Raw genomic sequence first — 22,249 nt, forward strand, 5'->3', positions numbered from 1 at the left:
CTAAAAAGTCCCAGTCACCCTTGATGATGCCATTATTCGGCGTCTAAAGCCACGAAATCATAATGAATCGCTGATTGTCGTTTAAATTCATCAAAACCTAATTGGATCAATTGATCAATTAAATCTGAATAACCGATGCCGGAAACTTCCCATAACTTCGGATATAAACTAATGTTGGTAAACCCTGGCAACGTGTTGATTTCACCTAAGTAAGGTTCGCCATCTTCAGAAACTAAGAAATCTACTCGAGCCATACCCTTTAAGCCTAATGCTTTAAAAGCACCTAAAGACATGTCCTGAATCCGCTTCGTTAAATCAGCAGGCAATTCAACTGGTAATTCAAATGATACCCCACTCGCATCCACAAACTTATTATTGTAGTCGTAGAAGGTGTCACTCTTAGGCACATCAATCGCACCTAACTTAGAAGCCTTGGGATTTTCATTACCAAGAATTGAACATTCCACTTCACGCGGATTGTCAATAGATTCTTCCACCAAGATCTTGAAGTCGTACTTAAACGCATCTGCCAAACCATCCAAGTATTCTTGTTCTGTTTCAGCTTTATGAATCCCAACTGAAGAACCTTGGTTAGCTGGCTTGATGAACAAGTGATCACCCACATGTTCTTGTAAGTAAGCGTAAGTCATTTGATCCCGATTTTCAGGCGTCACAACCACGTACTTCGTGTTTTGAATATGATTGTGAGTCAAGATTTGTTTCGTAATGTCTTTATCAAAACTTGCAGCAGAAGCCAACACGCCACTACCGACGAATGGTTTCTTCAGTAACTTAAAAAGGCCTTGTAAGGTCCCATCTTCACCCAAGTTCCCATGCACGACTGGATAGAAAATATCAATATCCGTGGCCGTGGCCAAGTTCTTGATGGGTGCCAATGGATCACTTAGATCTAACTTTGGCATTTCGTCAGCAACGACTTGATCTTCCGGTTCTCCGGCAAAAATACGTTGGGTCGCGGCATTATCTAACACGATCCCGTCTTTCGTTAACAAGAATAAATCAACGTCATACTTCTCTTTATCCATGGCATCGTAAATATTATGCGCTGAACGCTTTGAAACATCATGTTCCGAAGAGTTACCGCCAAACAACAAGCCAACATGGATCTTTTTTTGTGTCTCCATCATTAAGTTCATCCTATCAAGATTTATTTCATACTACGGCTTCTCTAATTCTACAATATCTCGTCCCAATTGAAAATAGTTTTGCGCTTTTGTTAGCGTTATCACCCGTTAAAAGGCGCGGTTAACACAATTTTGCCTAACATTTGCCCGGTTTCAACGGTGCGATGAGCCGCAGTTAATGTGGCCGCATTGATGCCAGTCACCACTTGTTTCGTCGTGGCAACCAATACACCAGCATCTGCCAACGCCGCCACTCGAGCTAAAATCATTCCTTGTGTGGCCATCTCTGGGACTTGGTAGTTGGCTTTTGTAAACATGAACTCCCAAGCAAAGTTTAAACTTTTAGCCTTTAATAAAGCCATCGGTAATGGTTTCGCATTCGTCACCACCGCCACAATCGTGCTCAACGGCCGCATCAATGGCGCTATTTTTGGCAAGTATAAATCAGTTGAATGTAAGAGCACTGCACTATCGACCATCGCCACGCCTTGAGCTTGTAACTGGGCGGCTAAATCTTGATGATAATCTAATACCATATCAGCCCCTAATTGCTTCACCCAAGTGGTGGTTTCTGGTCGACCAGTCGTGGTAATTACCGTCAACCCAGCCCACTTGGCCAATTGAATCGCAATCGAGCCAACACCACCAGCACCATTCACGATTAACACGCTATGCCCACTATTAGCATCCTTTTCAGGGACCCAACCAAGCTTTTCAAATAAAGCTTCCCAAGCGGTCAAGGCGGTTAACGGCACTCCCGCAGCATCCGTGACCGACCAATTTTGGGGTGCCAACGCAACTAGTCGTTCATCGACCAGTTGATATTCAGCATCACTACCTGGCCGATCAACGGCTCCTGCGTAGTAGACGATATCATCAGTCATCACTGAGGTGACCGCTTCACCAACAGCCAATACTTTACCGACAGCATCAAAACCTAAAACTCGTGGCGTGGTTACCGCTGGTTGAGCTTGTCGTTGTTTAGTATCAATCGGATTAACAGAAACCGCTTGGACCGCCACTAATATATCACGGCCGGTCGGCTTAGGTACTTCAATGGTGACATCTTGAAATCCTGATTCAGCATCAATTGCTGCCCCTTGATAAATGCCAACTGCTTTTGCTTGCATCTGACTAGCTTCCTTTCAATTAACCTAAAAACTCTAATTCTTCATCCAAATAGTCACTCACATCCGTTGGAAAGTCCGTGTGAAGTGCCATAGCTTCTAACAGCCGATTCCGATTAAAGATCCGCGTCCAAGCGACTTCACTCTTGGGAGCTGGCTGCATAACCAATTGTTGATGCCAGCGCTTTAACGCCATTAACAAATAATCAGTATAAACATCATCTTTAGACGTAATCATCGCCAAGTATGACGAGAGTCGTTCTGGTTCCCCAAAGATTAACGGTTGATCTAATCGTTGGTAGCGTTCAATTAAGGTCGCTAACATCATTAATTTATCCGCACGAGTCAACCGCGCGTCTTCACCAAGCTCCTCCAACAAGTTGCCAATATGCGTATAGGCATGGGCCCAACCGTTAGTCCCAATGAAACCACGCGTATCGCGTTCTAACATGAGGTAAACGGTAAACTGTTGAACCAATTGTTCTAAGCGGGCCGTCGTCATAAACCGAAAACTTGCATGATCAGCATACAAAAGGATGGCCAAAATTAAAACCGTAAACGACCGCTGATAAATCGCATCGTTTTCTGGTTCATCAATATGCGCAAATAATTGTTGATCTTGAATGAGCGTATCAAAAATCAATCCCAGTTGGTCGTTACTCAACAATTGTTGTTGAAACGCTTCATTGATTAAATAATAACAGCCACTATCTCGAATGGCGGGATTCAATGAGCCAAGATGCGGCAACAACTGCATGAGTTGCTCATCGGTAATCTCCCGCAACGTGCCATCATCCAAGCCTTTATGTAGCTGGTTAATTAACGTCAGCACGTCACCATCAGGTACTGCAATCACGGTGGTTGCCGGAACGATTTCGATCTGATTAATTAAATAGCCAATCCGCTGTGGCAATGATTGGTACAAATCACCTGCGCGGATATGCTGTCGTAATTGCAGCACATTGGCCTTTAGTGTGGTTAATTTCTGTTTATCCATGCCAGTCTCCTATTGATCAATTTAATGTCTATTTTAGCATGCTTCACGTCAATTGCGGGTCCCAAACACACTAAAAATGGTTCACCCATGCTGTCTTGCGCACAAGTGAACCATTTGCCAATATCAGTCCCTTAATCAACGGGTAAGACATCGACATTTTCTTTAATGAATTTGGCTGAAGCTGCAAGTGACGCTTTTTCAGCTGTCGTTAAATCTAAACGAATTAAGGATTCAATCCCATTTTTACCGATAATCGCTGGCATACCGACATAGGTCCCTAATTCTGGATCAAAAGCGGAAACGGGACAAGCTAATTGGGCATCAGCACTAACTGCCTCAGCTAAGCGAACACCACAAGTCGCAATTGCAAAGTTGGTATAGTGTTTACCATTCATAACCGCGAACGCCCCTTGCCGCGCATCTTCTTCTAATTGATCTAAATCCAAGTTCGCATTCTTTTGGAAATGGGCAATTGGTTGACCGTTAACACGCACCGTTGACCAGGCCACAAATTGAGAATTACCGTGTTCACCATAAACGTAGCCGTCCACGTTTTTACTGTTGGTATGTAACGCTTGACCGACACATTTTTGCATCCGCGCCGTATCTAAGAACGTCCCAGTCCCAAACACCCGATTGTGATCAAAACCAGTTAACCGTTGTAAGTAATCCGTCATCACGTCACAAGGATTCATAATATCAATTAAGATACCTTTGAAGCCGGAAGCCACAATCTTGGGCGCAATATCACGAACAATCGCTTGATTCGAGTCGTATTCACCAAAACGACCCTTTGAGCTATTCATGTCAATGGCTTTAATATTACCACTCGCAATGATTAGCACTTCAGCATCGGCTAAGGCCGAATAATCATTTAAAATGATTTTAGTCGAAGTTGCCAACCGGGGTGACGCATCTTCCAAATCAATCTTTTGTGCTTGGGCTAGGGCCTCGTTATGATCGATCAATACTAATTCATCGACCGTCCCACGTTGAACTAACGTATAAGCAACCGTTGCACCCACTTGGCCTAAACCAATAACACCATATTTACGCATTTTATTTGCCCCATTCTGCATTTTATTTGACTAGCATTAGCGTACCTTGGAAGCGATATAAAGTCAAGCGGGACGCGGTCTCATGAGATTTTAATGTTCAAAAAAAAAGCCGACCAGGTTATCCCTAGTCGGCTCAAACATGCTAATCGTTTTAATCACCAGATACTGGTAAAATGGCGCCCTTGTACTTCTTCTTGATCCAAGCTTGCGTGCTCTTAGAACGTAAGGCTTTCATTAATTTCTTAATGGCTGGCTTATTTTGGTCACCCTTCCGAACGGCCACAATATTTGCATATGGCGAATCAGATTTTTCAAGTGCAATGGCATCTTTAGTTGGATTCAATCCAGATTGAACAGCGTAATTAGCGTTAATAACAACCGCATCGCCTTCGTTATTCTTGTAAAACTGAGGCATTAACTTGGCTTCGTAAGAATGCTTAAAGACCAAATGACGTTTATTTGTCTTGATATCACTGAAAGTGGCCGACGTAATATCGGTCCCCTTCTTCAACGTGATCAACCCGGCATCCTTGAACAAGGTTAAGACCCGACCATAATCGGCAACGTTGCTGCTGACCAAAACGGTAGCGCCCTTCTTCAAGTCTTTCAAACTCTTAACTTTTTTAGAGTACACACCGATTGGTTCCAAATGAACGGCCCCAGCGGATACAATCGTGCCATTGTTTTCCTTATTCCAGTTCTTTAAGAATGGGATGTGTTGGAAATAGTTGGCGTCTAATTCTTTTGAGGCCAATGCTTTGTTTGGCAAGACGTAATCTTGGAACACTTTAATCTTTAAATTAACGCCTTCCTTTTTCAATTGTGGTTGCACATGCTTCAAGATTTCGGCATGTGGCACAGCGGAAGCCCCCACCGTAATGGTTGTGGTCTTACTTGATGAAGAAGATGATTTACCACAACCGACTAATAAAAATGCGGTCGCAGCTACTGCTAATAACCCTAAAATTCCCTTTTTTTGCATAACTAAATGCCTCCTATGTGATTAAAAACCCTAACTAAATTTATGCCCGTTTATCAATATGCTTAACAGCAAAGTCACCGATAAATTGGAAAATAAACACGATAATAACAATAATAACGGTTGCCACTAACGTGATCGCATTATTATTAGATTGGAACCCATCTTGATAAGCAAGGTTACCGAGCCCCCCGGCCCCGATCGCCCCAGCCATCGCGGTATAGCCAATTAACGAAATCGTTGTCACGGTAATCCCGGAAACTAACGCTGGTAAACTTTCAGGTAATAAGACCTTCCGAATAATTTGCCAACGGGTTGCCCCCATTGATTCGGCGGCTTCAATCACCCCATGATCGAGTTCATGAAAGGCCAATTCGACCATCCGTGCATAGAACGGTGCCGCTGAAATAATCAATGACGGTAACGCCGCCCGTGGACCGATAATCGTCCCAACCAATTTTTGAGTAATTGGTAATAACAACACGATCAGAATGATAAATGGAATTGACCGAAAGACATTGACGAACAGCGAAACGACCCATTTGAGTAACTTCACTAGTGGATTGTTGCTGCCAGTACTTTCAAATAACAACAACCCTAAGGCAATGCCTAAAATAGCGACGACAATCATCGAAACTAAGGTTAACCAAATGGTTTCCCATGTTGAGGTCATCATGTTGCCCCAGTCGACATTAGAAAACTTAAAATATGAGCTGAGTCCTTGATCATTCACGATTTAAAACCTCCGTTTCGACGCGTAACTTTTGTAAGTAAGCTAAGGCGCCATCAATATCTGCCTGTTCACCAGTAATTTGAAGATACAACGTCCCAATCGCACCTTCTTGGGTTTGATGAATAGTCCCTTCAATAATGTTCAAATCCAAATTACCATATTGTTTTAAAACTTCTGAGACAATTGGTAACTTCGCTTGATCACCATGGAACGTCAATTGTACGATCGTTCCCTTAGGATACTTCGTCAACAACTGGTCAACGACAGCGGTCGTATCAGTTAAGGACGGCGTCACTTCTTCATTAACGAAGCGCTTCGTGACTGCCTGTTGTGGGCGCTTGAAGACATCCAAGACAGGACCTTGTTCGACAATCTTCCCAGATTCCATAACCGCTACATGATCCGCAATCTTACGAATAACGTGCATCTCATGAGTAATCAAAACAATCGTTAAATTGAGCTTTTTATTAATATCCAACAACAAGTCCAAAACTTCATCGGTCGTTTGCGGATCTAACGCACTAGTTGCTTCATCAGATAGTAAAATTTGAGGATCATTAGCTAACGCCCGAGCAATCCCAACCCGTTGCTTTTGACCACCAGATAATTCTGACGGATAAGCTTGTTCGCGACCAGCCAAGCCAACCAAATCGGCTAAGTGTTCCGCTTGCTTTTTGGCTTCGGCTTTAGATTTGCCAGCAATTTCCAGTGGAAACATAATGTTTTGTAACACAGTTCGTGACCAGAGTAAGTTGAAATGTTGGAAAATCATCCCAATGTGTTGTCGCTGTTCGCGTAATTTTGAGCCGCCTAACGCTGAAATTTCAACGTCATCAATACTAACAGATCCTTCAGTCGGCGTTTCCAAACCATTGAGCATCCGAATTAAGGTACTCTTCCCAGCACCGGAATAACCAACGATGCCATAAATATGACCATCTTCAATTTTCAAATTAACGTCTTGGACCGCATGAACCGTGCCTTGCTTGGTCTCAAAGGTTTTGGTCACGTCTTTAAATTCAATCAATGCAATTCCTCCTTGCGCCTGTATCAAAAAAAGCTGCTCATCCTAATTATTATAAGTTGCTTATAATAATAGGACGAGCAGCTGGGTCTCGTGGTACCACCTATATTTATAACTGACTCACGCCAGTTATCTCAAGAGTTAAAAATTAACTCTGCACGGTAATGGGTGCCACCAAGGCCGGCTTACTTACGCTCACCAACCTACATTGATTCAAGACCATCTTCAGTTTCACGATTAATCTCCTTTACACCAACCGGAGACTCGCTTGGTAATCGTAGCCACTTACTCATCTTTTCAAAATGTTATTTTTTAATGATTTATTAATGTTTCGAGTATACCGAGGCGCTTTGAAATTGTCAAGTCCTTGCAAACTAATTAAATTTAGTCAACATCAACTAACCAAGCAACCCCATCTTCAAGACTGTTCAATGCATCAAAGTTATCCTTTAACGCAGGATTAACGGCAACAACCGTCCCGTTAATCGGGCAATTAAATTCAGAAACGGCCTTGGTCGCTTCCACGCTAAGGAACGCCTTATTTTGACTAACTTTATCACCAATTACTGGTAATTCAGCATACTTGATTTCACCTAACGCTTCGTGGGCTGACTTCGTTAAGCCAATCCGGGTATGACCATCAGTATCTTTTGTCCAGAAATAAGTTGCATCTTCACTCATTTAAAACACCCAACTTTCCTTGATTTTAGTTATTCAAACCGATCATTACGGCTGAACATGTAAGACTTGTAGTGGAATCGCATCGACATCATTAAGCCGATCCCGGCCATATTGGCAATCAACGCCGAACCCCCTTGACTAATAAAAGGCAACGGAATCCCAGTCATTGGTAGCAACCCAATACTCATCCCAATATTTTCAAACACGTGGAACAAGATCATCATAATAACCCCGGTTGAAATATACGCATAAAATTCGTTTTTCGTATCAAACGTGACCCGAATCATTTGGTAAATCAACAAGAAGTACAATAAAATGACAACGACACAACCGATAAACCCAAAGTTTTCCCCAATGACTGAGAAAATCATATCAGATTCTCGCACCGGCACCGTCACGTGTGACACGTTAAAGCCCCGACCCGTGATTTGACCAGATCCAATGGCTTTCATACTTTGCCACACTTGATAGGCATTATTAGACGTATCCGTTGATGGATTCAACCACGTATCGATCCGAGCAAACTGATAGGCTTTAAACCCGATGGCTTCTAGCACTTTCCGGCCACTATCAGAGATAACCAAATACAGGGCAGTCCCAGCAATGGCAAATACAATGCCAAAGGTTGGTGCCAATAATCTCCAAGAGATACCTGAAACTAAGATGACCCCACCTAAAATGGCAAAGAACACCAACATCGTCCCAAAGTCATTTTGTAACTTTAAGAGTACGGCAACAGGAACTGTGTAAGCAATCAGCTTCCCAATCAATAACCAGTCGCTTGACATCGAATGAACGGGATTTTCGGTATTATGCATCGTCACCACGCGTCCCAACATCAAAATAAACGCGGGTTTCATAATTTCCGACGGTTGGAAGGTCAGTGACCCAACTGCAAACCAACTTTTAGCCCCGGTGCTATCAAACATTGCTTTACTATACAAAAGCAGCACCGCAACGAGTAGGAAGATCCCAAACCAGTAGGCAATTGGTGCCACGCGCCACATTTGTTCGGAATCAAACTGCATAATAATCACGGCCAAGGCCGTCCCAATAATAAACCACATTATTTGGGTAATAACTTGTTTTGTCACGTTGACGGAACTGGAATCATGACTAGCGGCAACGTAAATTGAGGCTAGCCCGATTAGGCCCAACATCATGACTGAAAATATGATACCGTAATCAATTCGTGACTCTTCTTCTTGAGTACGGAGTCTGGATTCTTCTGCCACAATAACGCTCCTTATTTTTCTAAGATATCCTTGATTATACAACAACCTGGTACCGATTAACGACACCAGGTTGCAAGGTTAACTAAAAATTAGCCTTTGTGTAAATGATAGGCGGATAAGACTTCTTGTAAACTTTCATCAAACGATTTGGTATGGGCAAATGCTTGATTACTACTTGCCATTTCAGCATCAAATCGATCAGCGGCAACTTCGGTCACTTGACCAATCAATTGCTTGCCAATTAACACTTCGGTAACGGTTTGACCATTAACTTGCGTTTCGTTTAATGCGACAGAAACAGCTTTATCTTTTTTTGACACGCGTCGGTTCCTCCTTGAATTCAGGCTGCTGACGTCGCAGGGAGAATTGGGTTGGAACAGGATCAAACCCACCCTTTACAAACGGGTGACAGCGCAAAATACGCGCTAACCCCATTAAACTGCCCTTAGCGGCGCCAAAACGTTCAATCGCCGTAACCGTATAACTGGAACATGTCGGCCAATAGCGGCAATGTGGTGCTGTATTCGCTGAAATCACTCGTTGATACCAGTGAATACTCTTAATTAATAACCGTTGCATCACGGCTTATTTTTTACCTGCTTTTTGCATGTGTTCCAATAAAATCCCGGCCCCTTGGGCAACGTTATTTAATGGATGTTCGGCAACGACCACGGGTATTTTCAAGTTTTGGCTAATTAATTGATCTAAGCCACTTAAAAGCGCACCCCCACCAGTTAACGTGATGCCACGATCAATGATGTCTGAGGCAATCTCAGGTGGTAAGGTTTCCATCACATGATGAGCTGTGTTGACAATTTGCATCAACGTTTCATGAATGGCCGTTTCAACTTCATTCGAGTCGATTTCTAATGACCGTGGCATCCCAGTAACGGTATCACGACCACGAACTTGCATATGCTTGTCCGCATCGCCTTCTTGTTTGAAGACCTGGGCGATTTGAATCTTAACTTGTTCGGCACTACGTTCACCAATCAACAAGTGATGTTGATCTTTGACATAATTGACGATGTCTTGATTCATGCGATCCCCAGCCATGCGCAATGAACTGCTGGCCACGATATCACCTAATGACAAGACCGCGATATCACTCGTCCCACCACCAATATCAATCACCATGTTTCCACGTGGTTGGAAAATATCCATACCGGCACCAATTGCCGCCACTTTAGGTTCAACTTCCAAATAGACCTTGTTACCACCAGACTTTTCAGCTGCCTGTAAAATCGCCTTGCGTTCGATTTCGGTCGTGTTGGTTGGCGTACAAATCATAATACTTGGCCGTGACATAATGCCGCGGACGTTTAATTTTTTAATGAAATAAGATAGCATTTCTTCGGTCACATCAAAATCCGAAATAACGCCATCCTTCAATGGCCGGATTGCCCGAATGTTGCTAGGAGTTTTACCAACCATTTGGTAAGCTTCTGACCCCACCGCTAAGACTTGATTCGTGTTCGTATCAATCGCAACGACAGAAGGTTCGTTTAACACGATCCCTTTCCCCGAAACGTAAATCAAAACATTGGCAGTACCCAAGTCGATACCAATATCTAAAGCCATGTTTTTTCTCCTCTCAAACTTACAGTTATACAACAGACAATTATAGCATACCTAATTGGCGTCTGAACACCCAAGCAATTGGGGTCTGACACCATTTTACTCTTGATTTAGTCGTCTTGACGTTGTGACCATTCATCGACAGTTAGTGAGTAAATGACTTCGTCAACATAATGACCGTTGATAAAGGCATGCTCTGGTAAGGTAGCATCTAAATGATACTGACGACGCTCAGCCACTGCCCGACTTGCCGGATTATCAACATCAGCATCCAATTGCAATTTGTGCAATTCTAGTTCAGTAAAGGCAATTTCTTCCAAGCGTTCCAAAGACTTGGTCATGACCCCTTGACCGACAAACGCTTTACCAAGCCAGTAGCCGATCTCACCGCGATGATTAGCTTGATCAATATTGTGAATATCTAGCATTCCGGCAACTTCACCGTCAACAATAATGGTCGTGATAAAAACTTCACCACGCGCTTGTTTCGTCAGCATACTTTCAATAAAGTGCCGTTCATCAGCAACTGTTTTAGTGGCATCCACCCAAGGCATCCAAGGGTGTAAATGTTCACGGTTCGCATCCACTAAGTTAAATAAGGGTTCGGCGTCCCCAATTTCAGTGGGTTTTAATGAGATATGTTGGTCAATAATATTAATAAACATAAATTTCCTCCTGAATGATCGTGCAATTTCCGTAAAAAAACCTTCAAACACGATTTTATCGTATTTTGAAGGTTTTGGTTAGACCTAATTTGTGACTATTCGGCCGCTTCGTTCGCAAAATCGGGATTTAAAGCATAAACTGAGGCGTCAGGGACTTTAATGCGTTTAATTTCAGCCCCTAATTTCGCTAACTTACCATGGAAATTAAAGTAACCACGATCCAAATATTTTAAGTTCGTCACTTCTGTATAACCACGACTGACCAAGCCAGCGATCACTAATGCCGCTGCTGCTCGTAAATCAGTTGCCGCCACTTGGGCCCCACTAAAATTAGTTGGCCCATACATAATGACCGAACGTCCTTCAATTTTGAAGTCAGCATTCATCCGGCGCAACTCATCTAAATGCATGAACCGATTTTCAAAAACGGTTTCCGTCAACAAACTCGTGCCTTGCGCACAAAGTTGTAAGATCGTCATTTGTGGTTGCATGTCGGTTGGAAAACCAGGATGAGGCATGGTTTTCACTGAAGTCGGTTTCAATGTCAATGGTCCAATCACGCGAATACCTTCAGGTTCTTCAGTGACACTGACACCCATTTCGCGCATCTTAGAAATTAACGGCTTATTGTGTTCGGCAATAGCATCTTCAATCAACACGTTACCTTGGGTCACAGCTGCCGCCACCATAAAAGTTCCGGCTTCAATTCGATCTTGCACGATGCTATGATCACACCCATGCAAGGCAGGTACGCCTTCAATCCGAATGGTTTCGGTACCAGCGCCGGTCACATTAGCCCCCATCTGATTTAGCAAGTTCGCTAAATCAACAATTTCAGGTTCACGAGCCACATTCTCCATCACGGTGGTCCCTTCGGCGAGCGTGGCTGCCATCATGATGTTTTGAGTCGCCCCCACACTTGGAAAGTCTAAATAAATTGAAGCACCGTGTAATTTTTCGGCAGTGGCTTCAACGTAGCCATCGTGGCGTTCAATTTCAGCACCCAAGGCATTTAAACCTTTCAAGTGTAAGTCAATTGGTCGCGACCCGATCGCACAACCACCAGGCATCGCAACTTTAGCATGTCCCAAACGTGCCAACAACGGTCCCATCACAACGATTGAGGCCCGCATCTTTGACACATATTGAAACGGTGCTTCAGAAGATAACTCATGGCTAGCATCGATACTAACTTCTTTATTGATTTCATCAAAATTAACTTTTGCATTCAAAAAACGTAAGACATTATTCATGGTAAACACGTCGGACAAAACCGGCACATTGGTCAGATTGGTTGTGCCACTACTAGCTAACAGTCCTGCTGCTAAAATGGGCAAAACCGCATTTTTGGCACCTTCAATATGCACATGACCTGCTAAACGCCGACCGCCATGAACCAAAATTTCTTCCATGGATAAACCCTCCATACACTAACGATTATTAACATACCAGCTACACTAGTTTTTGGATTGCATCAAGAATTGACTAGTTGGCTAGTCAATAATCATTGGTCATTACATTTACGATTTGGGTCATATTGACACACTATCTATAAAATAAACCACAATAGTTGCCATACCCAAAAAGCAATCCAAATAAAGAAAAACAGCCTAACAAGTTTTGATCACGTTTAAACACTTATCTCGTGCCTTAGCCTGTTGGTTTCCTAATCATCATAACATAGGAAGGCCGCCGCAAATATTACATTTTACAATTTCGTTACATTTTTGGGTTAGCCGGTATTAACCATAGTTAGTTAATCGAATATGACGGCACAAAAAAAGTACCAACAACCAACTTGGTTGTGGTACTTTTTGGTGACCGACATTAACGCCGAGCCACATTCAATCGGTTCATAGCCCGTCGCAAGGCAACTTGGGCGCGAGACAACTCAGCATCATCATGCTTTTGTTGTGCCGCTTGAATCCGACTTTCAGCACGTTTCCGTGCATTTTCCGCCCGCGCAACATCAATATCATTTTGACGTTCAGCACTATCAGCGACAATGGTTGCCGTGTTATTACTGAATTCTACGAAACCACCGTTAACGGCAATTTCATCGTCTTCTTGATCTGATTCGAGTTGTTTGATACGGACCTCGTCAATTGCCAACGATGCAATAACTGGAATATGGTTTGGTAAAATCCCCAATTCCCCGTTAATCGTCCGAACAATCAACATCGGTGTTTTATTTTCGTAGACCTGACCGTCGGGAGTTACGATGCTAACGGTTAATGAGTTTGCATTGTCAGCCATATTAACCCCTCCTAATCAGTGACCATCGATTTCGCTTTTTCAACGACATCTTCGATCTTACCAACTTGACGGAAAGCATCTTCTGGTAAATCATCATATTTACCTTCAAGGATTTCTTTAAAGCCTTTAACGGTTTCCTTGATTGGTACGTATGATCCAGGTTGGCCCGTGAAGTTTTCAGCCACGAAGAAGTTTTGTGATAAGAAGAATTGAATCCGCCGTGCACGTGCAACAACGGTCTTTTCATCATCAGATAATTCATCCATCCCTAAGATTGAAATGATATCTTGTAATTCACGATAACGTTGCAAAACACGTTGAACTTCAGTGGCAACTTGATAATGTTCGTCCCCAACAATTGATGGGTCCAAAGCGATTGATGAAGAAGCCAATGGGTCAACGGCAGGATAAATCCCTTGTTCTGTCAATGAACGTTCCAAGTTGGTCGTCGCATCCAAATGGGCGAAAGTCGTTGCAGGTGCCGGATCGGTATAATCATCGGCAGGCACGTAAACGGCTTGAATCGACGTAACGGAACCTTTCTTCGTTGACGTGATCCGTTCTTGCAATTGACCCATTTCAGTCGCCAACGTTGGTTGGTAACCAACGGCTGATGGAATCCGACCTAATAAGGCGGAAACTTCAGAACCAGCTTGCGTGAACCGGAAGATATTATCAATGAACAACAACACGTCTTGGCCAGCAACATCCCGGAAGTATTCCGCGATTGTTAACCCAGTCAAGGCAACCCGCATCCGGGCACCAGGTGGTTCGTTCATTTGACCATAAACCATGGCAGTGTTCTTTAAAACACCAGAACCCTTCATTTCGAAGTAAAGGTCATTCCCTTCACGAGTCCGTTCGCCGACCCCCGTAAAGACAGAAATCCCATTGTGTTCTTGCGCGATATTATGGATCAATTCTTGGATTAAGACGGTTTTACCAACACCGGCACCACCGAACAACCCAATCTTACCACCACGAACATATGGTGCTAAGAGATCAATAACTTTAATCCCAGTTTCCAATACTTCCGTACTGGTTGTCAGTTCATCATAAGCAGGTGCATCCCGATGAATCGGGTTACGTTCTGCATCTGGACCGAATTCTGGACCACCATCAATGGTTTCCCCTAAGACGTTAAATACCCGACCTAACGTTTCTTTACCAACGGGAACCGTAATTGAAGAACCAGTGTCTTCAGCGGCCATCCCGCGACGTAAACCATCCGTACCGTCCATTGCGACAGTCCGAACAACCCCATCACCTAATTCTAGCGAAACTTCAACCGTTAAAGTATCGTCGCCATCTTTATGGATGATTAAGGCGTTATTAATATCAGGTAATTTATCGTTTAGAGAGAATTCAACGTCAACGACGGGTCCAATAACTTGTACAACTTTACCTGTACTCATTAGTCGTTAATTCCTCCCAATTCGTTATTCTTGCGCGACCAAGCCACCAGTGATTTCGGTAATTTCAGTGGTAATTGCGGCTTGACGAGCGCGGTTATATTTCAGATTTAGCTTATCAATTAACTCGCCAGCATTATCTGATGCCGCCTTCATCGCCGTTGACGATGAGGCGTGTTCAGCGGTCTTGGCATCCAAAACGGCGCCATACACTAAACTTTCAGCATATTGTGGTAATACGGCTGATAAAATCGCTTCTTCCGATGGTTCCATTTCGTATTCCGGACCAACATCGACCCGGCTGTCTTTGGCTTTACGATTATCTTCTTCACTTTGTTCAAACGTTTCTTCAGAAATCGGCAGCATTTTAACTGTCCGAAAACCTGAAGATAACCGGTTGATAAAGTGATTATAGAAGACGTAAAGTTCATCAAACACTTCGTTATGGTACATCGACGTCACGGTTTTAACGATTTCACGAACTTCTTTGAAGGTTGGGACGTCAGAAACGCCGCGGTATTCATAAGCCACGTTTAACCCGTTCTTCTTATAGAAGTCAGCACCCGTACCACCAACCGCCAAAACAACCGAATTATCAGCGTTTAGTTGGTGTTCTTGCATAAAAGCGTTGGTCTGTTTCAAGACACTACTGTTATAACTCCCAACTAACCCCCGGTCGGAGGTAATCACTAATAAACCGGTATGTTTAACGGGGCGTTGCGCCAACAATTCACTTACCGAAATGGTATTAGAATTACTGTTGGGTACGCCGGCACTAGCTGACATCAGATGAGCTTTGGCAAGATGTGAAACGATACTTTCAACCTTAGAAGCATACACTTGATACGTGCCCGTATGCTTTTGAATCTGGCTCAACTTAGATGTTGACACCATTTGCATTGCGGACGTGATCTGGTGGGTCTTCTTGGTTGAGTCGATCCGGCGCTTGACATCCATTAATGATTCTGCCATGCACTACTCACCATCCTTTTCAGCGCTTAATTACTTAGCAGCTGCCGCAGTTGGTTGGAACTGCTTGGCAAATTCATCTAAGGCCGCATTGACCTGATCAGTATCTGGCAATTTCTTCGTTGATACAATCGTATCAAAAAGATCTTGATGGCTACTGTGGATGAAATCAAACATTTCTGTTTGATACCGCGCAATATCGTCAACGGCAACTTTGTCCAAATACCCCTTAGTCAAAGCATACAAGATCATAACTTGTTCTTCGACTTTAAGTGGTGAATGCACAGGTTGTTTCAAGACTTCAACCGTCCGTTGACCACGATTCAATTTAGCTTGCGTTGCCGCATCCAAATCTGAACCGAATTGTGAGAAGGATTCCAATTCACGATAGGAAGCCAAATCCAAACGTAAGGTCCCAGCAACGGACTTCATCGCTTTGATTTGAGCATCCCCACCAACCCGAGAAACTGAAGCCCCGGCATCGATCGCTGGCCGAACCCCTGAATAGAAGGAATCACTATCCAAGAAGATTTGTCCATCGGTGATAGAAATAACGTTGGTTGGAATATAAGCCGAAATGTCCCCAGCTTGCGTTTCGATAATTGGTAAGGCCGTCATTGAACCGCCACCCAACTTATCATTCAACTTGGCAGCCCGTTCGAGCAACCGTGAATGCAAGTAGAAAACATCCCCAGGATAAGCTTCACGACCTGGAGGACGACGTAAGATCAATGAGAGTTCACGATAAGCGGTTGCTTGTTTTGATAAATCATCATAGATGATCAAAACATGCTTGCCGTTAGCCATGAATTCTTCACCCATTGCGGCCCCAGCATAAGGTGCTAAGTAAAGCAATGGTGCTGGTTCAGAAGGACCAGCAGTAACCACGATCGTGTAATCCATGGCGCCAAACTTCTTCAACGCTTCCACTTGAGCGCGGACAGTTGAATCTTTTTGACCAATAGCCACATAGATACAGATCATATCTTGATCTTTTTGGTTCAAGATTGCATCGATAGCAACTGATGTTTTACCAGTCTTACGGTCACCGATAATCAATTCACGTTGGCCACGACCAATTGGTACTAAAGCATCAATGGCCTTAATCCCAGTTTGGAGGGGTTCGTCAACCGATTGACGTTCCATGATGCCAGGTGCTTTATGTTCAATTGGCCGCGTATTCGTGGTCTTGATTTCACCTAAACCATCAATTGGTTGACCTAAGGCATTAACAACCCGGCCAATCATGGCCTCCCCAACAGGAACTTCCATGATCCGGCCAGTCCGTTTAACAGTATCACCTTCGCGAATACCATCAAAATCACCTAAGACAACGATACCAACATCGTTGCTTTCAAGGTTTTGCACCATCCCGTAAACACCGTTATTGAATTCTAACAATTCCCCTTGTAAGGCATTGTCGAGTCCATGGGCACGGGCGATCCCATCACCAACGTAGGTGACAGTACCAGTTTCAGCAACTGAGAGCTCAGTTTGATAACTTTCTAATTGTTGTTTGATTAGAGCACTGATTTCTTCAGATTTAATGCTCATAAAAGTTTCACCTCTTCGTAAAAGACTTTTTTAATTGTTGATGAGTGCTCGTTTTAAATTCATTAGTTGTAACGCCACGCTACCGTCAAACGTTTGATTGTTTGATTTCACAATAACGCCACCAATGATTTCGGGGTCAACTTTTTGAGTCAGTTGAACCTGTTTGGCCCCGACACGTTTAGCAAACGCTGCTGCGATGGCTTTAGCTTGCTCATCGGACAACTTGACCGCTGACGTGACTTCGGCATGCACAATTTGTTGTGCATCATCGTAACGTTGTTCAAACGCATCGATAATCGCTACCAAGTTCCGCATACGGCCGTAATCATACAACATTTGAATAAAATTCTTAATATATTCTGACGCTTGGTCAGTCAAAGTACGCAGGGTCGTCTGCTTTTGATCAACCGTTAGCAATGATCCTGCTAGGACCTCTGCCAATTGAGGGTTGTCGATAAAGACTTGCCGCAATTGCTTCAATTCAGTCAGGAATGCTTCGGTCTGATCTTTTTCGGCTGCCAATTCAAAGAGTGCCTTTGAATAACGATTGGCAATTGTAAGATTATCAAGACTCATGCTTTCCCAACCCTTCAATATATGAATTAATTAATGCTTGTTGGCCTTCAGGGTCTAATTGCTTCTTGATAATCTTTGAAGCAATTTGTACAGAAATGTCAGCAACGTCGGATTGGACGTTCTTTAAGGCATCCTGACGCTCCTGTTCAATATCTTTACGCGCGTTTTGTTTATACTGCGTTGCTTCGTTTTGAGCATCAGCCACAATGGTTGCCCGTTGTTTTTCACCACTTTGCTTAGCATCAGCCACAATGTCGCTGGCTTCGCTCCGTGAATGTGATAAGGCTTCACGCCGTTGATCAGCTAAGTCGCTGGCTTCTTGCCGTGACTTTTCAGCCGTATCAATGTCGTTAGCGATTTTGTTAGCCCGTTCACCCATCATTTTCGTGATTGGATTCCATGCAACTAACGCAATCAAGGCCATCAAAACTAAGAAACTAATTGCAATAAATAGCATATCGCCCAGATATAGACCGGATGCACCGATAATTAAATGCGAGAGCATCTAATGACACCTCCTTCTTCCATTTTTATCAAAATGAATACGTTAACCAATGATTATTTGTTCATAACCATTAAGGCTACAACGAAGGAAATGATCGGCATCGCTTCAACAAGCCCAACCCCGATAAACATGTTAGTCCGTAATTGACCAGATAATTCTGGCTGACGGGCCATACCTTCAAGCATTTTAGAAATAATCAAACCGTTACCAACACCGGCACCAATAGCGGCACCAAACATCGCAATACCTGCTGCAAGAGCTCCCATAATTTGTGTATCCTCCTTAAAATTAAAAAACTAAAAATTTCTTTATTCCTCAGGCGAAAGCTGTTGAGAAATATAAACTGAAGTCAAGGTGACAAACACGAATGCTTGCACACTACCGATAAAGACTGAGAATCCTTGCCAAGCTAACTCAACTGGGAATGAATAAATATAACTGATCCAATTATCACTACTGGTTAACCCACTGATCAAAGTCAGTAACATTTCACCAGCAAAGATATTCCCAAACAACCGCAAACCTAATGTTAAGAAGTTTGTAAATTGTTCAAAAATGTTTAGTGGCAGGAACAACGTAAATGGCGCTAAATAACCTTTAAAATAGGCCTTGGCACCATTCTTCGCAATTCCGGCGTAATGTGCTAACGCAATCGTCATCAACGATAACGTTAAAGTCACCACTGGATCGGCAGTAGGACTTTTGACGTACGTATACTCCCCAACTTGGATATGAATAAATAATCCAATTTGGTTAGCAACGAAAATGAAGAGGAATAACGTAAACGCATATAAACCGAAATGTGATGCGTCGTTCCCCTTAATCGAACCTTTGACAATGCCATTCGTGAACTCAACGAGCCACTCCAGCACATTTTGCCCACCTTTTGGTTTCATCGCAATGTGCCGTGACAGCGCAAAGACGACCACGAAAACGATCAGACAAGTAATTAAAACTGACAGATCATTCGCCACGTTAAACGTTAAACCAAGGAACTTGACGGTAGGAACTGGATCATTCACAGAATATCACCTCTTTCCTTAATTTCGGTGTTCACGATAACCATAACGTGTGTACTACATAACGTCAATTGTATCGAAACATGAAATAGTAAATTAGAGTTACCCCTAATTAAAATACAATGGTAATAATACCACCACAACCATAAAATTTCAAAATAATTTCAACTTTTCGATAAATGGCAAAAATCCTACGGCGCCAAGCTTTCATGTCGCTTTCACACCGTAGGATTTTCATTTTGTCATCGAAGTTTTCAACTTTCACTCATACTTGTTAGCGGTTACTGTTCGTTTACAGCCGCCTTTGGTAAAATTAAATTCATTAAAATTCCTAACACAGTTGCCACGGCTAACCCACTAAATTGGAAGGTGCCTAATTGTAAATACGCATTCCCAATCCCGATAACCAAAACAGCTGATGCAATCATTAAATTACGCTTTTGATTAAAATCTATCTGATTATCGATCAAGATCCGCATCCCACTAGAAGCAATTACCCCAAACAGTAAGAAACTAACACCACCAATAACAGGTGACGGAATACTCTGAATCAACGCAGAAAGCTTGCCAACAAAACTGAAGATAATGGCAAAGAGTGCCGCACCACCAAGAACATAAATACTGTGCACACGTGTAATTGCTAGCACACCAATATTTTCACCATAAGACGTCACTGGCGGGCCACCAACAAAACCGGCAATAATTGACGCAGTCCCGTCACCGGCTAACGTGTGATTTAACCCAGGATCCTTAAAGAAGTTTCGTTTGGTTAACTTATTTAAAACCATAATATGACCCATGTGTTCTGACATCGTCACAAAGGCAATCGGCGCCATACTCAAGATAGCACCCCAGTAAATCCCCGGATGATACGTTAGGAATGGAATCTGAAAGTCTGGCATCGCAAACCAAGGTGCCGCAATCACCGGCGCAAAGTTAACAACCCCAAACAAGACCGCAATCAAGTAACCACAAACAATACCTAACAAGATTGGGACTAAACTCATAAATCCGCGCAAGTACATATTGAAGATAACCGTTAAAATCATGGTTAACATGGCCACTGCAAAGAACCGTAAATCATAATGAGTCCCATTCATGGTTGCATCTTTAGCCGCCGTACTAGCTAGTGACAGTCCAATGACCATGACGATTGGCCCAACGACAATTGGCGGCAACGCTTTGTCAATCCAGCTTGAGCCAATCAAGGTGACCAACAGACTCACTAACAAGTACACACAACCAACCGCAATCGTTCCTTGCGCAATTGCCGGATATCCAGCCGTTTTCATCAATGATTGCATGACCACAATAAATGAAAAACTCGACCCCATATAAGCCGGAATCTTATGCCGTGTGATTAAAATGTACATCAAGGTTCCAACCCCAGAACTGAATAACGCAATCCCTGGATTTAACCCCACTAAAATTGGCACTAATACAGTTGATCCAAACATCGAGAACAAATGTTGAATCGATAACCCTAGCCAGCTGCCAAGTTTTGGTCGATCGTGAATATCTAAGACGACGTCATCATTATGAAATGCCGTTTGCTTTGACATAATGCACCCCTTACTAAGACTTTTTGGTAAAAGAAAAGACAGCCCCCCACTCGAAAGCGGCTGGTCTGTCTGAATAGCGTTCACCTATCCTAGGTCAACGTCCGGTCATCCTTTTCAGCCTCTCTGAGCTAAATTAAAGGAACTATTTAAATGTTAAGTTTAGAATAGTCGTATTCTTGTTATTTGTCAACCGTTCACCGTTACTAAACCTAACTAAAAATATATCGGTAAGAAATTTACTCGAACTGTCTCGAGTCACCTCCATCAGCCAGCGATTCTGGTTATCTTGTGATCGTTAATTGATTCAGTAACCATCATAACCAAGAGTGAGTCCACATTGAATCCCTTGGCTCGAACAGTCCCAGCGTTTCGGCTCAAGGTGGGCAAACGACAGGTAGCAAGTCGAACCGATCAGTGATTATGGCTAAAAAGTCACTTGCAACCTTTAGAGCCTAACAAAAAAACACCCCACAACTTAATGTCGAGTGTTTTGAGCGTTCACTTATTTAGTACCGAATAACCGATCACCGGCATCGCCCAAACCAGGTACGATGTAGCCATCTTCGTTCAAGCCTTCATCCAACGCCGCCGTGTAAATATCAATGTCTGGATGTGCTTCTTGTAAGGCTTTAACGCCTTCTGGTGCGGCAACTAAACACATAAACTTAATGTTGCTAGCGCCACGTTTTTTCAACATGTCCATTGCCATAATTGCTGAACCACCAGTAGCTAACATTGGATCAACGACAAATAATTGACGTTGTGAAATGTCACTTGGTAATTTAACAAAGTATTCAACGGGCTTCAATGTCTTTTCGTCCCGATACATCCCCACGTGACCCACTTTAGCAGCTGGAATCATGTTTAAAACACCATCAACCATACCAAGACCAGCCCGCAAGATTGGCACAATTGCCACTTTCTTACCAGCTAATGTCTTTTGCGTTGACTTGACGATTGGTGTTTCAATTTCAATATCTTTCAATGGCATGTCGCGTGAAACTTCATAGGCCATCAATGTCGAAATTTCATTGACCATTTCCCGAAATACTTTCGTTCCGCATTCTTTTTCCCGAATGATCGTTAACTTATGTTGAATGAGCGGATGATTCAAAACCTCAAACTTACCCATGTTACGCTGCACGCTCCTTAGTGATTTCTTTCTATTGTAGCT

General features: G+C 43.1%; 24 protein-coding genes. All 24 read right to left on the reverse strand.

Annotated elements, in window-relative coordinates; genetic code table 11:
* Positions 1-32 precede the first annotated feature (32 nt).
* Positions 33-1,145 carry a D-alanine--D-alanine ligase family protein gene (locus tag FFM84_RS11660; RefSeq protein WP_130845658.1) on the reverse strand — a complete coding sequence of 371 codons (1,113 nt, stop codon included), beginning with the start codon at positions 1,143-1,145 and terminating at the stop codon, positions 33-35.
* Between the two features lie 101 nt (positions 1,146-1,246).
* Positions 1,247-2,275 carry a zinc-binding alcohol dehydrogenase family protein gene (locus FFM84_RS11665; RefSeq protein ID WP_130845657.1) on the reverse strand — a complete coding sequence of 343 codons (1,029 nt, stop codon included), beginning with the start codon at positions 2,273-2,275 and terminating at the stop codon, positions 1,247-1,249.
* 19 nt (positions 2,276-2,294) lie between these two features.
* Positions 2,295-3,269, reverse strand: coding sequence for a DUF2785 domain-containing protein (locus tag FFM84_RS11670; protein WP_130845656.1), 975 nt, complete (start codon positions 3,267-3,269; stop codon positions 2,295-2,297).
* Positions 3,270-3,400: 131 nt separating this feature from the next.
* Positions 3,401-4,327 carry an L-lactate dehydrogenase gene (locus FFM84_RS11675; RefSeq protein ID WP_130845655.1) on the reverse strand — a complete coding sequence of 309 codons (927 nt, stop codon included), beginning with the start codon at positions 4,325-4,327 and terminating at the stop codon, positions 3,401-3,403.
* A gap of 151 nt (positions 4,328-4,478) precedes the next feature.
* On the reverse strand, positions 4,479-5,309 hold the full coding sequence (locus FFM84_RS11680; protein ID WP_130845654.1) for a MetQ/NlpA family ABC transporter substrate-binding protein: 831 nt from the start codon (positions 5,307-5,309) through the stop codon (positions 4,479-4,481).
* Between the two features lie 40 nt (positions 5,310-5,349).
* On the reverse strand, positions 5,350-6,039 hold the full coding sequence (locus FFM84_RS11685; protein WP_130845653.1) for a methionine ABC transporter permease: 690 nt from the start codon (positions 6,037-6,039) through the stop codon (positions 5,350-5,352).
* Positions 6,032-7,066 (reverse strand): methionine ABC transporter ATP-binding protein, encoded by a 1,035-nt coding sequence (locus tag FFM84_RS11690; RefSeq protein WP_130845652.1) that lies wholly within the window; start codon positions 7,064-7,066, stop codon positions 6,032-6,034. Before FFM84_RS11690 ends, FFM84_RS11685 begins: the two co-directional genes overlap by 8 nt.
* 381 nt (positions 7,067-7,447) lie before the next feature.
* The gene (locus tag FFM84_RS11695) at positions 7,448-7,744 is read right to left on the reverse strand and encodes a glycine cleavage system H family protein (protein WP_130845651.1); all 297 of its coding nucleotides are present in this window, start codon (positions 7,742-7,744) and stop codon (positions 7,448-7,450) included.
* Between the two features lie 29 nt (positions 7,745-7,773).
* Entirely contained in the window at positions 7,774-8,979 is a 1,206-nt protein-coding gene (locus FFM84_RS11700; protein ID WP_130845650.1) for an FtsW/RodA/SpoVE family cell cycle protein, read from the reverse strand.
* An 89-nt stretch (positions 8,980-9,068) separates the two neighbouring features.
* Positions 9,069-9,299: a DUF2969 domain-containing protein gene (locus tag FFM84_RS11705; protein WP_130845649.1), complete on the reverse strand. Its 231-nt coding sequence runs from the start codon at positions 9,297-9,299 to the stop codon at positions 9,069-9,071.
* Complete coding sequence (gene yidD, locus FFM84_RS11710) at positions 9,283-9,558, reverse strand: membrane protein insertion efficiency factor YidD (protein ID WP_130845648.1); 276 nt, start codon at positions 9,556-9,558, stop codon at positions 9,283-9,285. Before yidD ends, FFM84_RS11705 begins: the two co-directional genes overlap by 17 nt.
* Before the next feature lie 6 nt (positions 9,559-9,564).
* Entirely contained in the window at positions 9,565-10,560 is a 996-nt protein-coding gene (locus tag FFM84_RS11715; RefSeq protein WP_130845647.1) for a rod shape-determining protein, read from the reverse strand.
* A gap of 107 nt (positions 10,561-10,667) precedes the next feature.
* Positions 10,668-11,222 (reverse strand): GNAT family N-acetyltransferase, encoded by a 555-nt coding sequence (locus tag FFM84_RS11720; RefSeq protein WP_130845646.1) that lies wholly within the window; start codon positions 11,220-11,222, stop codon positions 10,668-10,670.
* A gap of 95 nt (positions 11,223-11,317) precedes the next feature.
* Positions 11,318-12,634 (reverse strand): UDP-N-acetylglucosamine 1-carboxyvinyltransferase, encoded by a 1,317-nt coding sequence (murA, locus tag FFM84_RS11725; protein ID WP_130845645.1) that lies wholly within the window; start codon positions 12,632-12,634, stop codon positions 11,318-11,320.
* 415 nt (positions 12,635-13,049) lie between these two features.
* Positions 13,050-13,478, reverse strand: a complete 429-nt coding sequence (locus tag FFM84_RS11730) for a F0F1 ATP synthase subunit epsilon (RefSeq protein WP_130845644.1) — start codon at positions 13,476-13,478, stop codon at positions 13,050-13,052.
* Positions 13,479-13,489: 11 nt separating this feature from the next.
* On the reverse strand, positions 13,490-14,893 hold the full coding sequence (gene atpD / locus FFM84_RS11735; protein ID WP_130845643.1) for a F0F1 ATP synthase subunit beta: 1,404 nt from the start codon (positions 14,891-14,893) through the stop codon (positions 13,490-13,492).
* 24 nt (positions 14,894-14,917) lie between these two features.
* Entirely contained in the window at positions 14,918-15,862 is a 945-nt protein-coding gene (locus tag FFM84_RS11740) for a F0F1 ATP synthase subunit gamma (RefSeq protein ID WP_130845642.1), read from the reverse strand.
* A gap of 30 nt (positions 15,863-15,892) precedes the next feature.
* Complete coding sequence (gene atpA, locus FFM84_RS11745) at positions 15,893-17,413, reverse strand: F0F1 ATP synthase subunit alpha (protein WP_130845641.1); 1,521 nt, start codon at positions 17,411-17,413, stop codon at positions 15,893-15,895.
* A gap of 30 nt (positions 17,414-17,443) precedes the next feature.
* Positions 17,444-17,989, reverse strand: coding sequence for an ATP synthase F1 subunit delta (gene atpH, locus FFM84_RS11750; RefSeq protein WP_130845640.1), 546 nt, complete (start codon positions 17,987-17,989; stop codon positions 17,444-17,446).
* Positions 17,979-18,494, reverse strand: a complete 516-nt coding sequence (gene atpF, locus FFM84_RS11755) for a F0F1 ATP synthase subunit B (RefSeq protein WP_130845639.1) — start codon at positions 18,492-18,494, stop codon at positions 17,979-17,981. The genes atpH and atpF overlap by 11 nt, the downstream gene beginning before the upstream one ends.
* 53 nt (positions 18,495-18,547) lie before the next feature.
* Entirely contained in the window at positions 18,548-18,760 is a 213-nt protein-coding gene (gene atpE / locus FFM84_RS11760) for a F0F1 ATP synthase subunit C (RefSeq protein WP_130845638.1), read from the reverse strand.
* 42 nt (positions 18,761-18,802) lie between these two features.
* A complete protein-coding gene (gene atpB / locus FFM84_RS11765) occupies positions 18,803-19,516 on the reverse strand; it encodes a F0F1 ATP synthase subunit A (protein WP_130845637.1) in 714 nt (237 codons plus the stop codon).
* Positions 19,517-19,794: 278 nt separating this feature from the next.
* On the reverse strand, positions 19,795-21,075 hold the full coding sequence (locus FFM84_RS11770) for a uracil-xanthine permease family protein (RefSeq protein WP_130845636.1): 1,281 nt from the start codon (positions 21,073-21,075) through the stop codon (positions 19,795-19,797).
* 502 nt (positions 21,076-21,577) lie between these two features.
* The gene (gene upp, locus FFM84_RS11775) at positions 21,578-22,207 is read right to left on the reverse strand and encodes a uracil phosphoribosyltransferase (RefSeq protein ID WP_130845635.1); all 630 of its coding nucleotides are present in this window, start codon (positions 22,205-22,207) and stop codon (positions 21,578-21,580) included.
* Positions 22,208-22,249: the final 42 nt, after the last annotated feature.

The sequence above is a fragment of the Lactiplantibacillus mudanjiangensis genome (genome assembly GCF_005405385.1).
In the GTDB taxonomy this organism is placed as follows: Bacteria; Bacillota; Bacilli; order Lactobacillales; family Lactobacillaceae; genus Lactiplantibacillus; species Lactiplantibacillus mudanjiangensis.

What these genes read in the sequence shown, in the direction of transcription:
- atpE (WP_130845638.1), bottom strand. Translation starts at nt 18,760, where the DNA reads ATGGGAGCTCTTGCAGCAGGTATTGCGATGTTTGGTGCCGCTATTGGT.
- FFM84_RS11770 (WP_130845636.1), bottom strand. Translation starts at nt 21,075, where the DNA reads ATGTCAAAGCAAACGGCATTTCATAATGATGACGTCGTCTTAGATATT.
- FFM84_RS11680 (WP_130845654.1), bottom strand. Translation starts at nt 5,309, where the DNA reads ATGCAAAAAAAGGGAATTTTAGGGTTATTAGCAGTAGCTGCGACCGCA.
- atpF (WP_130845639.1), bottom strand. Translation starts at nt 18,494, where the DNA reads ATGCTCTCGCATTTAATTATCGGTGCATCCGGTCTATATCTGGGCGAT.
- atpH (WP_130845640.1), bottom strand. Translation starts at nt 17,989, where the DNA reads ATGAGTCTTGATAATCTTACAATTGCCAATCGTTATTCAAAGGCACTC.
- FFM84_RS11675 (WP_130845655.1), bottom strand. Translation starts at nt 4,327, where the DNA reads ATGCGTAAATATGGTGTTATTGGTTTAGGCCAAGTGGGTGCAACGGTT.
- atpD (WP_130845643.1), bottom strand. Translation starts at nt 14,893, where the DNA reads ATGAGTACAGGTAAAGTTGTACAAGTTATTGGACCCGTCGTTGACGTT.
- FFM84_RS11740 (WP_130845642.1), bottom strand. Translation starts at nt 15,862, where the DNA reads ATGGCAGAATCATTAATGGATGTCAAGCGCCGGATCGACTCAACCAAG.
- atpA (WP_130845641.1), bottom strand. Translation starts at nt 17,413, where the DNA reads ATGAGCATTAAATCTGAAGAAATCAGTGCTCTAATCAAACAACAATTA.
- FFM84_RS11715 (WP_130845647.1), bottom strand. Translation starts at nt 10,560, where the DNA reads ATGGCTTTAGATATTGGTATCGACTTGGGTACTGCCAATGTTTTGATT.
- FFM84_RS11660 (WP_130845658.1), bottom strand. Translation starts at nt 1,145, where the DNA reads ATGGAGACACAAAAAAAGATCCATGTTGGCTTGTTGTTTGGCGGTAAC.
- FFM84_RS11695 (WP_130845651.1), bottom strand. Translation starts at nt 7,744, where the DNA reads ATGAGTGAAGATGCAACTTATTTCTGGACAAAAGATACTGATGGTCAT.
- FFM84_RS11730 (WP_130845644.1), bottom strand. Translation starts at nt 13,478, where the DNA reads ATGGCTGACAATGCAAACTCATTAACCGTTAGCATCGTAACTCCCGAC.
- upp (WP_130845635.1), bottom strand. Translation starts at nt 22,207, where the DNA reads ATGGGTAAGTTTGAGGTTTTGAATCATCCGCTCATTCAACATAAGTTA.
- FFM84_RS11670 (WP_130845656.1), bottom strand. Translation starts at nt 3,269, where the DNA reads ATGGATAAACAGAAATTAACCACACTAAAGGCCAATGTGCTGCAATTA.
- yidD (WP_130845648.1), bottom strand. Translation starts at nt 9,558, where the DNA reads ATGCAACGGTTATTAATTAAGAGTATTCACTGGTATCAACGAGTGATT.
- murA (WP_130845645.1), bottom strand. Translation starts at nt 12,634, where the DNA reads ATGGAAGAAATTTTGGTTCATGGCGGTCGGCGTTTAGCAGGTCATGTG.
- FFM84_RS11665 (WP_130845657.1), bottom strand. Translation starts at nt 2,275, where the DNA reads ATGCAAGCAAAAGCAGTTGGCATTTATCAAGGGGCAGCAATTGATGCT.
- FFM84_RS11720 (WP_130845646.1), bottom strand. Translation starts at nt 11,222, where the DNA reads ATGTTTATTAATATTATTGACCAACATATCTCATTAAAACCCACTGAA.